Origin of the sequence: Lysinibacillus mangiferihumi (genome assembly GCF_003049665.1) — a bacterium.
In the GTDB taxonomy this organism is placed as follows: domain Bacteria; phylum Bacillota; class Bacilli; order Bacillales_A; family Planococcaceae; genus Lysinibacillus; species Lysinibacillus mangiferihumi.
The window spans coordinates 1-12,239 of sequence record NZ_PYWM01000057.1 but is presented as its reverse complement, the minus strand read 5'-3'; the positions used below and the strand labels follow the sequence as shown (position 1 = coordinate 12,239).

At 33.4% G+C, this 12,239-nt stretch carries 17 protein-coding genes and 3 pseudogenes; 19 read left to right on the top strand and 1 reads right to left on the bottom strand.

Going from position 1 to position 12,239, the window contains the following annotated elements; translation table 11 throughout:
• The 19 genes and pseudogenes from C9J37_RS26370 to C9J37_RS26265 all read left to right on the top strand — a co-directional run.
• A partial coding sequence (locus tag C9J37_RS26370) for an IS3 family transposase (protein ID WP_153063501.1) occupies positions 1 to 98 on the top strand: 98 nt, incomplete at its 5' end.
• 892 nt (positions 99 to 990) lie between these two features.
• The gene (locus C9J37_RS26355) at positions 991 to 1,965 is read left to right on the top strand and encodes a hypothetical protein (protein WP_107897769.1); all 975 of its coding nucleotides are present in this window, start codon (positions 991 to 993) and stop codon (positions 1,963 to 1,965) included.
• Between the two features lie 25 nt (positions 1,966 to 1,990).
• Positions 1,991 to 2,443, top strand: coding sequence for a hypothetical protein (locus C9J37_RS26350; RefSeq protein ID WP_107897766.1), 453 nt, complete (start codon positions 1,991 to 1,993; stop codon positions 2,441 to 2,443).
• Positions 2,444 to 3,037: 594 nt separating this feature from the next.
• Entirely contained in the window at positions 3,038 to 3,289 is a 252-nt protein-coding gene (locus C9J37_RS26340) for a hypothetical protein (protein WP_107897765.1), read from the top strand.
• Positions 3,290 to 3,754: 465 nt separating this feature from the next.
• Positions 3,755 to 4,210: pseudogene (locus C9J37_RS26335) on the top strand (recombinase family protein); the annotation flags it as partial.
• A 136-nt stretch (positions 4,211 to 4,346) separates the two neighbouring features.
• Positions 4,347 to 4,496: pseudogene (locus tag C9J37_RS26330) on the top strand (HNH endonuclease); the annotation flags it as partial.
• The gene (locus C9J37_RS26325; protein ID WP_107897764.1) at positions 4,496 to 4,936 is read left to right on the top strand and encodes an SMI1/KNR4 family protein; all 441 of its coding nucleotides are present in this window, start codon (positions 4,496 to 4,498) and stop codon (positions 4,934 to 4,936) included. The pseudogene C9J37_RS26330 and the gene C9J37_RS26325, both read left to right, overlap by 1 nt.
• A 36-nt stretch (positions 4,937 to 4,972) precedes the next feature.
• The gene (locus C9J37_RS26320; protein WP_107897763.1) at positions 4,973 to 5,458 is read left to right on the top strand and encodes an SMI1/KNR4 family protein; all 486 of its coding nucleotides are present in this window, start codon (positions 4,973 to 4,975) and stop codon (positions 5,456 to 5,458) included.
• Positions 5,459 to 5,625: 167 nt separating this feature from the next.
• Positions 5,626 to 5,799 (top strand): polymorphic toxin type 17 domain-containing protein, encoded by a 174-nt coding sequence (locus tag C9J37_RS29575; protein ID WP_327440792.1) that lies wholly within the window; start codon positions 5,626 to 5,628, stop codon positions 5,797 to 5,799.
• Positions 5,800 to 6,430: 631 nt separating this feature from the next.
• Positions 6,431 to 7,087 carry a hypothetical protein gene (locus C9J37_RS26310; protein WP_107897762.1) on the top strand — a complete coding sequence of 219 codons (657 nt, stop codon included), beginning with the start codon at positions 6,431 to 6,433 and terminating at the stop codon, positions 7,085 to 7,087.
• A 38-nt stretch (positions 7,088 to 7,125) separates the two neighbouring features.
• Positions 7,126 to 7,596, top strand: a complete 471-nt coding sequence (locus tag C9J37_RS26305; RefSeq protein WP_167397445.1) for an Imm30 family immunity protein — start codon at positions 7,126 to 7,128, stop codon at positions 7,594 to 7,596.
• Between the two features lie 49 nt (positions 7,597 to 7,645).
• Positions 7,646 to 8,413 (top strand): DUF4261 domain-containing protein, encoded by a 768-nt coding sequence (locus C9J37_RS26300; protein WP_107897761.1) that lies wholly within the window; start codon positions 7,646 to 7,648, stop codon positions 8,411 to 8,413.
• A 382-nt stretch (positions 8,414 to 8,795) separates the two neighbouring features.
• Entirely contained in the window at positions 8,796 to 9,362 is a 567-nt protein-coding gene (locus C9J37_RS26295; RefSeq protein ID WP_235617253.1) for a DUF2345 domain-containing protein, read from the top strand.
• Positions 9,362 to 9,595: a hypothetical protein gene (locus C9J37_RS26290; protein ID WP_107897760.1), complete on the top strand. Its 234-nt coding sequence runs from the start codon at positions 9,362 to 9,364 to the stop codon at positions 9,593 to 9,595. The genes C9J37_RS26295 and C9J37_RS26290 overlap by 1 nt, the downstream gene beginning before the upstream one ends.
• Complete coding sequence (locus C9J37_RS26285) at positions 9,595 to 9,813, top strand: hypothetical protein (RefSeq protein WP_107897759.1); 219 nt, start codon at positions 9,595 to 9,597, stop codon at positions 9,811 to 9,813. The genes C9J37_RS26290 and C9J37_RS26285 overlap by 1 nt, the downstream gene beginning before the upstream one ends.
• A pseudogene (locus tag C9J37_RS29830) lies at positions 9,795 to 9,842 on the top strand (hypothetical protein); the annotation flags it as partial. The gene C9J37_RS26285 and the pseudogene C9J37_RS29830, both read left to right, overlap by 19 nt.
• 315 nt (positions 9,843 to 10,157) lie before the next feature.
• Entirely contained in the window at positions 10,158 to 10,706 is a 549-nt protein-coding gene (locus C9J37_RS26275) for a DNA/RNA non-specific endonuclease (RefSeq protein ID WP_107897758.1), read from the top strand.
• A gap of 2 nt (positions 10,707 to 10,708) precedes the next feature.
• Entirely contained in the window at positions 10,709 to 11,191 is a 483-nt protein-coding gene (locus C9J37_RS26270; protein WP_107897757.1) for an antitoxin YezG family protein, read from the top strand.
• A 117-nt stretch (positions 11,192 to 11,308) separates the two neighbouring features.
• Positions 11,309 to 11,590: a hypothetical protein gene (locus C9J37_RS26265; protein ID WP_201262228.1), complete on the top strand. Its 282-nt coding sequence runs from the start codon at positions 11,309 to 11,311 to the stop codon at positions 11,588 to 11,590.
• A 551-nt stretch (positions 11,591 to 12,141) separates the two neighbouring features.
• On the opposite strand, the gene C9J37_RS26260 is transcribed toward C9J37_RS26265, so the two are convergent.
• On the bottom strand, positions 12,142 to 12,239 hold a 98-nt coding region (locus C9J37_RS26260), incomplete at its 5' end, for an IS3 family transposase (protein WP_153063501.1).

The following is a 12,239-nucleotide window of genomic DNA, read 5'->3' as shown; positions in this document are numbered from 1 at the left end:
TTGAACTTTGGGATTATGTAAATTGGTTTAACAACATTCGAATTCATCAAACACTTGGATATCTGACGCCAGCGGAGTTTAAGCAACAGCCCTTATAAATTTTGTATGGTTTTGTGTTGACATTCCATTTTACGTCTTTATATGATTATAGCGATGAAATATAAGGTGAATGACGGTATATAACGGGACATCTGGATAAGAACTGCATAAGATAAGAATCCCCCTATAGTTAATGGTGGGTTCGCTGAACATATGCCTGGGTACCAGTCGATGCGAATATTGAAGCGATGTATGAAGTGATTATGAAAGAAGTCAGGTAAACTAAATTAGCACTCAAGTTAAATAAAAAGAATGAACGAAGAAGCTAAGGTCTGCAATCGGAGAACAATTCTGATTTAGGCCTTTTAATTTTGTCCTATCTAAAAAAAATTATCAAAGTACGCACACTCTAAATAAGCGAAGATTTATTATGCAAGAGGTGACAAGGTAAATGTGGCCTTCTCTTTAGGAGTAATGATACCATTATTAGGGATTTATTCCGCAGATGGAAAATGGATAAAAAAAGTACCGATACAAGGAAGGGTATAACTGATAAACTTGATCTATGGATGATATAAGTAAGAATGATTATTTGACAAAGGCAAAAGCCAACGAAAGATCGGAGTTATTCCAAGTAGGCAGAAACGGTATAGATGGAACATTTTTCTCCAAAGTACTGCCACCCAAAGTTACTATGATAGAATCAAAAGCTTCAAATTCAGCCAACTTTAGTTACTCTGAAAAAACAATTTGAACGTATGTTAAATAGCTCTGACTCTAGATATATGGATTTTAAAAAGCAATACAATAAACTTTAAAAAGAAAATCCAAGACTAGAATTAGATTTTATTAGGGTAGAAACAGATATTAAAATTACTAAAACAGGATTTGGTGTAGAAGAATTAAAAATAAAGGATTGGAATAAACCACTTGATTAATTGGGGTGAATATATGTTAAATCTAAAAAAATTGCAATTATCATATAATAGATACTGTGAAAATTTTGTTGAGATAAAGTTTGAGGATGTAGAAGAAGAGTATATTGATAGTTTAAATGAAAGTACCCATATTGTGAAGCTCAATGATGTTGAAAAGGACCATATTTTATTAATAGATTTAGATTCAATAAAATCGTATTATTTGTCAAAATGGAAGGAGGATGTTTTAATTAATCATCAAAAGGAATCAGAAAATTTTAAAATAATAGTTATGGTTATTTTTCATCAGTGCATGGGGCAAAATCTTTATAAAAGCAGATATCCTAAAATGGCTTTAGAATATTCCTATAAAGAAGTTATTATGACTTTAATTCATTTCACAATGTTTGGATGGAAAAAAGAGGAAGAAATATTATATAATTTTATAGTTGAGCATATAGAAAGTCGTTGGATAGATATGAATGATTTTAATAAACATACTTGGTTCCTTTTAGAATTATATCTGCAATTTAGAGATAAAAAAATTTTGGGGACAAATCAACACTTGAATGTTGTAGTTAGAGAGCAATTTAAATCGTCCAATATAGAGTATGGATTAATACCTGAGGATTTAGATATTTATAGTGAGGTATTAAACCAATGGAAAACAACTAAATTAGAAGAAATAGAGCCTTTAATTAGCAAAATGTCTATATTCCATTCGGTTTTCGCTTCAGAAATTGGGGAATCTATCGAATTTGGGGATTTTGGCTATGGATTTTACCCTTATGAAATCTTGTTTTTACTTTTTGTAAGGAAGAAAAATGGACTACTTATCCCAGAAGAATTCAATGACTTCTTAATGAATACTCCAGAAGCAAAAATGAGAATTAGGGATCCTGAATTATATCCTGAATGGGATCCTTTGTTGAAACTTGTTGATAGCTTTTATAGGAAAAAATATACTGAATATATCCCTAATATACATGGAGAACTTTTCCGAAATTAAATGATGCTTAGGGAGGAAATCCAAATTGTTATTTAAAGATATAGTGTCCGTTATCTTTGATGAAAATGATTTGAAGGGTTTAGATAATTCAGACATAAAGATAGACCTTTATGAATGGATATTAGAATATGGGACGTATACTAAGAAGTTTCTCTATCTTGATTATAGAGGTGAAGAAGATTATGAGATAGTGAATTATATCTTGGATTATGAATTAAAATATGATATTGAGTTAGCTTCACAAGAAGAACTTGAACAACTCGGTAAATTCCAATATGAGCTTGTACCAGGAAAAATAAGGGAAGTGAACAAAATTATTTCTTCTAAAGGTTATGGCTTATTTTCTTATCCAACTACAGGTGATTATTATGCTTTGTTCATTGCGGCTCTAGAAAATAAAATAAAACTAGTACAGATTCAATTACTTAAGAACAAAAGCATACCTATTAAAGAAAGGTATATACAATTTTATGACTAATTTTGATTTTGACCTATTAAGTATTTTTGATGACCTAGTAAGGATATCTTTGTAAAAGTAAACAAATAGCTAAAGGCAGAAACGTTGCTTTAACATTTCGCCTTTTTCAATTTAACATAAAAATTAAAATAAATTTAATACAAGTAGGGAACTATCCTGTCAATATTGGTGAAAGCAAACGAAAAATTGTAAACTCGAATAATTGGTCTTCAAGATATCGTACTTTAACATTGGATATGTCAAGAGTTTATGTAACTCCATTTAGAGTTTCCACATACAAGATTGTGAATGCAATTGCTAAAAATAGAGGCTTTTCTGTTGCTAGAATACAAAGGATTAAAGATCATGTTTTTAATAACTCTCATATAAAGGATCATGAAGTTGGGAGATTTGATCCGGACTACGAACTAGCTCAAGAATGGTGAATATTGATAGATGGGAAACGAGTAGATTCTGATATACAATTATTACATCACGAAATTTTTGAGGCGAAATTTGAGGGTATATTCCAGACTAATTATAGAACAGCTCATGACAAAACAATAGAATCTGGAAGACCATGGAATTTGGAAAAACTATGAGGAGTGAAGATTCATGGCAGTTTTTGTTCTAATGTTGAAGGAATTTGAGGATGAAGAGAGGGTGGTTTATCAATATGGACCGAATGAAGATTTAATGGGACAAATTGAATATGATAAAATAAATGTAGTTATCAACCAACTATCGCAAATTGATTCACAAGAGTTCGCTGATGAATTCTTCTTTAAGAGAGCAGGAAGACGACTTTCAAGAATGATTATTAAAGAAAATCAAAATTTTGTTGATCGAACAACTATTGAATCTTAATTGCTTGCTTATGATTTTATAAATTTTTTATTAGATATAGGTATGTATGCATAAGAACCTTGATTGGCTAAATGCCTTTCAAAGTTTTTTACTTTAATTTATATTAAAACAGTTGATAATTGAGTGAGACAATAAGAAAATGTTTTGTTTGAGAATCGAGAGCTCATGAAGGTAGTACCATCATGGAGTTTGGTTTTAATACTCGGATAGAGTAACAAGTACGATAAATAGGCGAGATGATATTTTACAAGGCAGGGCTACATATGGACATAGAATGGCTAACAAACTAACGAGAGCGTACATGCTCGTGGCGATAAACAATGGATAACGTGAAAGAGCGTTCTTTTACTGACTTTGGCTTATTAATTTTGGATTGTATTTTTACTAGAGACGGTCTTATAATACTCGCTATTCGTTTAAAAAACGTTACATGAATTTTAATTTTCGTAACGGGAGGTTGAGAAATTGAACGTTGTTGAGTATATACGAGTCTCAACTCAGGGGCAAGCGAGAGATGGATATAGCTTGAAATATCAAGAAGACGAAATTAAAGCGTACTGCAAGGAACATAGCTTGAAACTGATACATATTTTTAGAGACGAAGGAATTAGTGGTGCAAAACTGAATGAAGAAGCATTAGAGATAGACAGGGTGAGCCTACAAAAGATGTTGGCTCACCTTTCGTTTTTAGACGTACAGAATGTGGTGGTGTTAAACACAAGTCGATTATGGCGGTCAGATATTGTCAAGGTACTGATACAACGAGAGTTGAAGAGATATGGCTGTTGCATTAAAAGCAATGAACAACCATTTTACAGCATTCATAAGAATGCCCCTAACGACTTTTTGGTCAATGGGTTAATGGAGTTATTAGACCAGTATCAACGGCTTGAGATAGCGTTGAAGCTAACAAAAGGAAGAAAAACGTTCATGCATTAGTAGTAAAACGCTTGTTTAAGCTTAAACAGCTACATAGGAAATGGTCTACTGTCTAGGTTGGCAGCAGCATTAAATGATTTTAGGTGAGGAACCATCTGGTTATACATAGAACCACCACCAAGATCCAGGGAAAATGCAACTTGTTGATTATGAAGTACACAGTGTAGCAAAACATACAGGTGGCAGGGTTTATTGGGGTGGTGGCTCTGATGGACGAAAAGGTAAGATAGAAAGAAGAATGAAAAATCATATTATGGAGATGGTTTAATGGAAAAAATAATATGGCAACATGTACATGAGCCAGTAGATGAAAACACCATCAAGAAAATTGAAGATTCTTTTGGAATTAGTTTTCCTCATGATTATAAAGATTGTATAATGAAATTTAATGGTGGTCGTCCTAAACCAAATATATTTAACTTTGTTGATGATGGAGAGGGAACATTAGGTTATTTACTAAGTTTTACAAGAAATCCTAAAATAGAAACAGTTTATGGTCTTATCTCTGAGTATTTACCAGAGTACGTATTTCCATTTGCAACTGACTCTGCTGGAAATATGCTGTGTTTTGACTATAGGAAGGATAAACATTCGCCTTCGATAGTTTTTTACAATCATGAAGAAGATGATGAAGATGCTATTGAACTTGTATGTGTATCCTTTACAGATTTACTAGAATCGCTTCATTATGATGAAGACGAGTATTAAAGAAAAGAACTAATAAAATATTGTTAGGAGGTAAAAATGAATATTGAATTTGAGTATTCTTTCAAGCCTATTAGTATACAAGATATTAATGCTTTTGAAAATAAATATAAATGTTCACTTCCTCAGGACTATAAACAGTTTCTTTTAGTTAATAATGGAGGGAAAACTAATAAAAGAAGAAAATTTAAAACAAGCGATGAAACAAAAGAAGGAAATATAATTTCCTCCATCATGTTATTTTTTCCGCTTATAGACAACGATGGTGTTGATTTAGAAAAAAAGTATCAACAATATAATTTGGGGAAAATAATACCGAAAAATTTTTTCCCAATAGGTGAAGATCCTCGGAGTAATTTAATATGTATGTCATTAGACGGGAGTGATAAAGGATCAATTTATCATTGCGAGATGGATTACTTTGATTATTTAAAAGAGGGATGTGAACTAGAGCAACAACATATTAGGCTTATAGCAACCAGCTTTTCGAAATTTTTGAACAGTTTATATGAGCCTCATTCATAATAACATAAGCATTTAAATATAAATAATTTCCGCTTTCAAATTTGGCTAATACATTTTAAAGACTTATTGCACCTTAAATGTTAAGGAGGAATAAGTCTTTTTGTATGTTTGGAATTGAAAAATTTTAAGCTTAACCCACAATCAGTAAAGTTTACTGATGCCTGATTATGATTGATGGGGGATATTACAAGCGTAAGCAACAGAGAACGGAAGACTACCAAAATAATGTTATAAATCCAATGACAAAGGCGAATTTACCTAATAAAGGGAGTTTTCACTTAATTCCTGGGAAAGAAGTTAAATTAAGAATAAACTTAATAGATATATGGATAAATTTGTAAATAAATGAGTTAAAGGTCCTTTTTGAAAAAGGAATGAAAGAGTGGGGAAATATATGAAAAATAGTAAGAAATGTATTAACGTTGTACCTGATGGAACACTTTCATACTAACTTAAAATGGAGGTATTATGTTTAAAATTAGCTTATTTGTAGAATGTCAGGATAATGATAGGGCATTGATAATATTAGATGATTTTATAAAAAAGATCGACAGTTATATTACTTCATACAATGTGTGTTTAAGTGAACCATATTGGAAAATTGATGGATGGTTTAAGGTTACATGTGATATTCGAAACATCAAATGTTCTTGATATGGGAGAGGCAGAAAAAATACTTGAAAAGATATCAAGTAAATGGTCTTGGGATAAAGGGAGAATTTCAGCTTGTTCAGAAATCAATGATCCAAGTATAATTTTTTTAATGAAAGCGTGAAATATTTTACTTGTTGGTTTGAAGACTTCGAATAAATAATCTGGATGATTGACCTTGATTGACCTTGATTGACCTTGATTGACCTTGATTGGCTTTATGCCTTTCAAGGTTTTTTCTTAACCCAAAGAAGTTTGTGCTTGAAAAGTAATCTGATGCAGGGCTAATACCGGTGTATGGAGAAGTAGCAGATGGCTTGAATGCACAAGGTAAATGCAGCCCTCTCCTTAGGAGCGATGATACCAATTGCAGGGATGGCAGTAAAAGTAGCCGAAGTAAAGGACCAGTTCCGTCAGTTAGGAACACCGCCGTTTGAGCTAGCCGGTGTGAATATGAGCCGAATAGAAGATACGGGAACATCGCCGAATCCAAAGCCATCGAATAGTTCCAAACCACCAGCAAAAGATAGACCTGCTGAGGGAACTAAGGGTGCGGTTAAAACTGATTATGATAAAATGAAAGAAAGGGTTCAAGAACGATATAAAAAATTTGCAGAGGATAAGAAGCAAAATATACCACAAACTAGCGACAAATTACTTCCGAATGAGCTAAAACACGGGCATTTTGGAAAGCTTCCTAATGAAAAAGCAGACGATATAACGGGTCACCATATGCCTTCTAATAAATATATGCAAGAAGAGTTTGGGATTGATACTAAAGAAAGTTATGCAATGTTCTTAGAGCATCCGCATTCAGGAAAAGGGGGAAGGCATCGGAGAACCTTTACATATGGATTGAATCCAAAATCAAGAAAAAAAGATTTTGATTTATACATGTCTTTGAAGCCACGAGATGCTCTAGCGTTTGATATAAATGATGCAAGGAGAATTCTTAAACAAAAACGTGAAGATTTTTGAAAAGCAGAAGGAATAAAGGTAGAACGGAGTAAAATATAATGAAATCCAAAGAATATATTTCTATTTTATACAAAATGCGTTTTCTAGAAAATGAAGGTGACGATATTGAAGAGTTTGAAAATATTCTTAATGAATTATCACATAGAGGGACGAATGATATAATTCCTGATCTTTGTACGATTTTTGAGGATGATATTGCAGAACCTTCGGCAGGCGACTACCTTATTGAAACAATATTTTATATTGCTGAAAAATCTGGGAGGGAAGAAGGATTATATAAACTTGCTATTAGTATACCTAAAATGTTGCCTCACGCAGAATTTTGGGCTGAGAGAATTCATCGGACACTTTTAAACTCAGAAAATTTGATAATATCATATATCAATGCATTAGAAAATGTAAGTGATCCCACAAAACAATTAATTAAAGGAATTCTTTTTGAGATAAAAGAGGAAGATTCAGACTTATATTTAGAAAAAGTTAATTCAATCTTAGAAAAGTTGAGCTAAAATAAAAATAGTTTTAAAAATAATACTTAAGATACTAGGTGATATTATAATGGAATTACCAAAAATTATTTTGGGTATACCTGGATTTTGGAAAACCAGAAATGAATTCAAAGAAGCTATGGCTAAAAAAGGTAATGGTTATATATATTTTGGGAAGCATATTGGCAATTTTGAGAAGCCAGACGAATTCTTTGAAATCGAAATTAGTGATTATAATAATTATGTTGCCGAGGCTTTTGAAATAGCTGGAAATGGATCATTTAGTAAAGATGATATAAATAATCTGAAAAAACATGATAGCATTGTGTATATTATTAGTGAAGGAGGTACTTTAGAAAATGTATTAAGAATCATGGAAGTTGCAAGTGCAGTACTACATGCTGGTGGAATTGCAGTAAATGTTGAATCTTCTGGAAGAGCTTGCACAAAGAAAGATTGGCTGGATATAACAAATAATAAAGAAATTAAAAAAGTATTCACTGCGTTTATTCAGATGTCTCGAGATGATAATTTCTTTTACACTACTGGCATGCAAAATTTTGGATATCCTGATGTTATAACAACAACAGAAGGAATCACAGCGGCTGAGGTTGAGCAGTTGTTTAAAGTATTTTGTTTATACAGCCTTATAGAAAAACCAAAAATTAATGATGGGGAAACTTTTAGCTTAGACCCAAATGCTCCTATATATTTATTAAAAAAAGAAAACTGTACAATGTTTGAAGAAGATGATTTATTTTTTAATCCATTTGGGATATGGAATTTAATTCGTCATCATCAACCTAAACGTTTGAAGTCTATTGATTATAGTCACTAAAAAATAGAATAAGTTGTGGGATTTAAGTAGGGTAGATATAGCTGAATTAACAGAAGAAGAACAAGAAAGAAAAACTTGAATCAAACACAATATATTAATCAAAAACTAAAATGGCTTTATTAACATAGTTATTATCAAAAGTTAAAAGCTTGGATTTAACTTAAACAGCTCATACAACCTTTTTTATGGTGTGTGAGCTGTTTATTTTCATTGTGACAAAGTCAACACCCCAATAGAACAAATTTTTTTTATCTTTGAATGGGAGACTAAGTATTCCTTTATTAACAGGCACAGCGATTGAGGGTAAGGTATTAGAAGTTAAGAAGGATCAAGTACGCCTGCACTTATCTATTGATGAGGCACAAAAAAAGGAAGAAGCCACATGGTTCTCACTTGCTACGCCTTATACCCAGAAGGACATAGCGGCTTTTACAGCCCACCAGAGGAAGGCGATAGCGTTCATCTTGCATTCCCGACACACCGGGAGGGAGCGGCCATTGTTCGCCACAGTGTACGAAAGGGCGGGGACTCAAACCAAAAAACAGCCGATCCCAAAACGTCCTACTGGGGTACACCAAAAGGCAAGGACATCAAGCTAGACCCGCAATCTGTGACGTTTACTGCACAAGAAGGCGCCGTTTTCCTAAAGCTACATCAGGAAAGCGGAATAGAAGTACATAGTAAGCATCCACTTACACTAAAAGCCAATGATAATATCACCTTTGTGGGTAAAAGTATCTCGATGAGCGCAAAAGAATCTATGCACTTGACATGTGGATCTAGCAGTATTGTCCTTGAAGGTAATACGGATATGCAGGGACAGGTTGTGACAATGGAAGGCTCGAACAAAGCGCCAGTGTCTGTGTCGAATACATCGGGAGACGGAGCGGACCTTGAATCTGCACTTGACGTCATGGGCAGTATCCCTGTTGGTGGGGGTGGTGCTTAATGGCGAAGAAGGGTAAGGGTAAAGGTAAAGGTTTCTTGGGAGCAGTCGGCAGTTTCTTTGGCAGTATTCCTGCTGTTAAGAGCGTTAAAAAAGCAGCCAAATCTGTTAAAAAGAAAGTTGTAGAAAAGGAGAAGAAAAAGATAGGTAAGGTTTTTACAAAAGCCAGGAAGCTGAAAAATAAACTATCCAAGAGCAAATTGGTCAAGAAGGTTAAACGAGCTGGAAAAAAGTAGTGCTTGCAGGGAAAAAGGCTGTTAAAAAAGGCAAAAAGTATGCAAAAGAGGCAGTTAAGGTAGTTAAAAAGACAGCGAAGAAAGTAGCAGTAGCTGCAAAAAAAGTTAATGTCATAGAAGCTATATCAACCGCTGCTGACTTTATTCCAGTCTTGGGAATGTCAAATCTGCCTACGAAGCAATTGTCGGGAAAGATCCAATTACTGGTCGGAAACTAGATAAATGGGAACGAGCAGTATCCGCAGCGGGTATCGTAGGTGGACCGGTAGTCAAAGGTGCAAAGAAAATTGGAGGAGCAGCAGTTGAAGGTTTTGTTAATGCTGGAAAGAAAGGAAGTAAAACAAAACCACCAACAACAGGTCAGAAGTCAGCGGCAGTAGCACCGACAAAGCCGCCAACATCAACAGGTGGTCAGAAGGTAGTAACAGCACAGAAAAAACCGAACCCAATCAACAATGTTCAACAAAAAGTAGCGTATAAAGAACCACAAAAAAGTAATTCTCAGGTAAATAGCTTACCAAAGGCAGTAGGTGAAACAGGATCATCGAAAGTTACACTACCAATGCCAAAGAAAGATTCAAAGCTACCTGTAAAGAGTGAAGAGCCTAAGGGTACAGGTAAAGATCCTATCAAAGTTAAGTATGGAGATCATTATACTAAAGATGGACGTAGAAAGGTATTAAAGGAGAATGTAGAATATACTACTAAAGAAGGCCATACTTATAAAACAGATAGTAAAGGTCGTATTTCAAGTTGTGAAGGTAACCTTGAACTGGGTAAAGGGAAAAGAAATAATCATGCCCAAAAAGTAGCGGGCCGAGAAGATCGTTTGCCAGATGATGAGGGCGGTCATTTGATTGCAAGTATTTTTAAAGGTTCAGGTAGTCTGGATAATCTTGTGCCTATGAATGGTAACCTCAATAAAGGAGAGTGGAAAAAACTAGAGAACATGTCGGCAAAACAGCTAGAAAAAGGAAAGACGGTAGAGGTGAAAATAAAGCCGATTTACAAAGGTGATTCACAAAGACCGGTTAGTTTTGATATAGAATACAAAATTGGCAAGGGCGATTGGCAGCTTAAAGAGTTTGAAAATAAACCTGGAGGTAAGTAGCTATGGATGAAAATAAGTTAGGAAGCATTTATAATAACATTGCTCAGACGGTAATAGAAACCATACAAGAAGAATGGTCAGAGGTTTATGTATACGGTGAAATTACTGAGGATGTACGTACCGCATTCTTTTATTATTATCCTGAGAACGGTAGGACGCCTGTACACAGTCATAATATCCCAGACCTTTACGAAATAGAAAAAGAGGATTATAAGAAATTATGGAGACAATTATTGGATGATTTAAAGGAGCTATGGTACGAATTTAAAAATAATGATCAAGAGCCTTGGACAAATCTTACAATGATTTTCAATAGTGATGGTAAGTTTAAAATTAATTATGATTACGAAGATTTGTCTGAAGCTGACGATTACGAAAGACAAATTATTTGGAAGCACAAGTATCTAAATCTTTTACCAGAGGATGAAGATGATAAAAAATTCTTGGAAGAATATCTAAACAACTTTGAAGGAAATAATACTTAAAAAATTAAGACTAGAATTACAATTTTAGTGACAAGGTCTTACAATACAATAAACACTTGAAAAACTTTCAAAGGCTTATTCCAACTTAAACTATGAGGAGGAATAAGCCTTGTTTGTATGTCCAAAATTAGTAAGGAAATTTCTTATATCCCTCATGTAAAAGAAGCAAAAAATGTTATAGCAGAGAGAACAAAAGGGCTAGATTTAAATGAGCATCCAACTACGCCAAAACAAATGAGTTCTAAGAAAATGAAAGAATTAAAAGATAAAGTTGATAATAGAACTATTACAAAACAAGAGTATGCAGACTACATTTGGAATAAAAAATTTGCTAAAAGAAGGGATAAAGGAGTTAAAGAATTTTGGTATCAAGAACAACAACGATTATTAAATAAGTAGAGTATTAAAACGTTCAGTATCAACTTTATATATTGAATTGTAAACTATGAAGTTGAAAATAAACATATATGTAGATATATTTGCAGTGGAAAGAAAAAAACAGATTGTTTAAAAATAAAGGCTCATAATGGTTGTACTCTCAAGATATCATGTTTTAATACTTAGTTTGTGAAAAAATACGATAACTAGGCGAGATGACATTTTATATGGGAGAGGGGCTTGTGACATGGCATTGACAATAAACTAAAGAGATTGTACAAGCTCGTGGATATAAACAAGGATATAATGGTTTTTAAATCGTATACAGTTAAAGATATCCTTGATTTTGAATTAAAAACTCATGAAGGTTATACCATCAAGGAGTATTAGCGTTATTCTAATATTATGGCAAATTAGAGCGAGAATAGGCGAGATGACATTTTACTTACAAGGACCACTTATGGATGTCATATGGACGAAAAACACGAGATTAATCAAACTAAAGGGTTTAAACGTTACACTTGCCAAGTAGTATAAAAGATGTGGAATGTCAACACAAAACCATACAAAATTTATAAGGGCTGTTGCTTAAACTCCGCTGGCGTCAGATATCCAAGTGTTTGATGAATTCGAATGTTGTTAAACCAATTTACATAATCCCAAAGTTCAA

Excerpts from the sequence above, each read along its gene's own strand:
- C9J37_RS26265 (WP_201262228.1), top strand. The coding sequence starts at position 11,309 with ATGTCCAAAATTAGTAAGGAAATTTCTTATATCCCTCATGTAAAAGAA.
- C9J37_RS26340 (WP_107897765.1), top strand. The coding sequence starts at position 3,038 with ATGGCAGTTTTTGTTCTAATGTTGAAGGAATTTGAGGATGAAGAGAGG.
- C9J37_RS26290 (WP_107897760.1), top strand. The coding sequence starts at position 9,362 with ATGGCGAAGAAGGGTAAGGGTAAAGGTAAAGGTTTCTTGGGAGCAGTC.
- C9J37_RS26275 (WP_107897758.1), top strand. The coding sequence starts at position 10,158 with ATGCCAAAGAAAGATTCAAAGCTACCTGTAAAGAGTGAAGAGCCTAAG.
- C9J37_RS26270 (WP_107897757.1), top strand. The coding sequence starts at position 10,709 with ATGGATGAAAATAAGTTAGGAAGCATTTATAATAACATTGCTCAGACG.
- C9J37_RS26310 (WP_107897762.1), top strand. The coding sequence starts at position 6,431 with ATGCACAAGGTAAATGCAGCCCTCTCCTTAGGAGCGATGATACCAATT.
- C9J37_RS26355 (WP_107897769.1), top strand. The coding sequence starts at position 991 with ATGTTAAATCTAAAAAAATTGCAATTATCATATAATAGATACTGTGAA.
- C9J37_RS26320 (WP_107897763.1), top strand. The coding sequence starts at position 4,973 with ATGAATATTGAATTTGAGTATTCTTTCAAGCCTATTAGTATACAAGAT.
- C9J37_RS29575 (WP_327440792.1), top strand. The coding sequence starts at position 5,626 with ATGATTGATGGGGGATATTACAAGCGTAAGCAACAGAGAACGGAAGAC.
- C9J37_RS26295 (WP_235617253.1), top strand. The coding sequence starts at position 8,796 with ATGGTTCTCACTTGCTACGCCTTATACCCAGAAGGACATAGCGGCTTT.
- C9J37_RS26325 (WP_107897764.1), top strand. The coding sequence starts at position 4,496 with ATGGAAAAAATAATATGGCAACATGTACATGAGCCAGTAGATGAAAAC.
- C9J37_RS26300 (WP_107897761.1), top strand. The coding sequence starts at position 7,646 with ATGGAATTACCAAAAATTATTTTGGGTATACCTGGATTTTGGAAAACC.
- C9J37_RS26305 (WP_167397445.1), top strand. The coding sequence starts at position 7,126 with ATGAAATCCAAAGAATATATTTCTATTTTATACAAAATGCGTTTTCTA.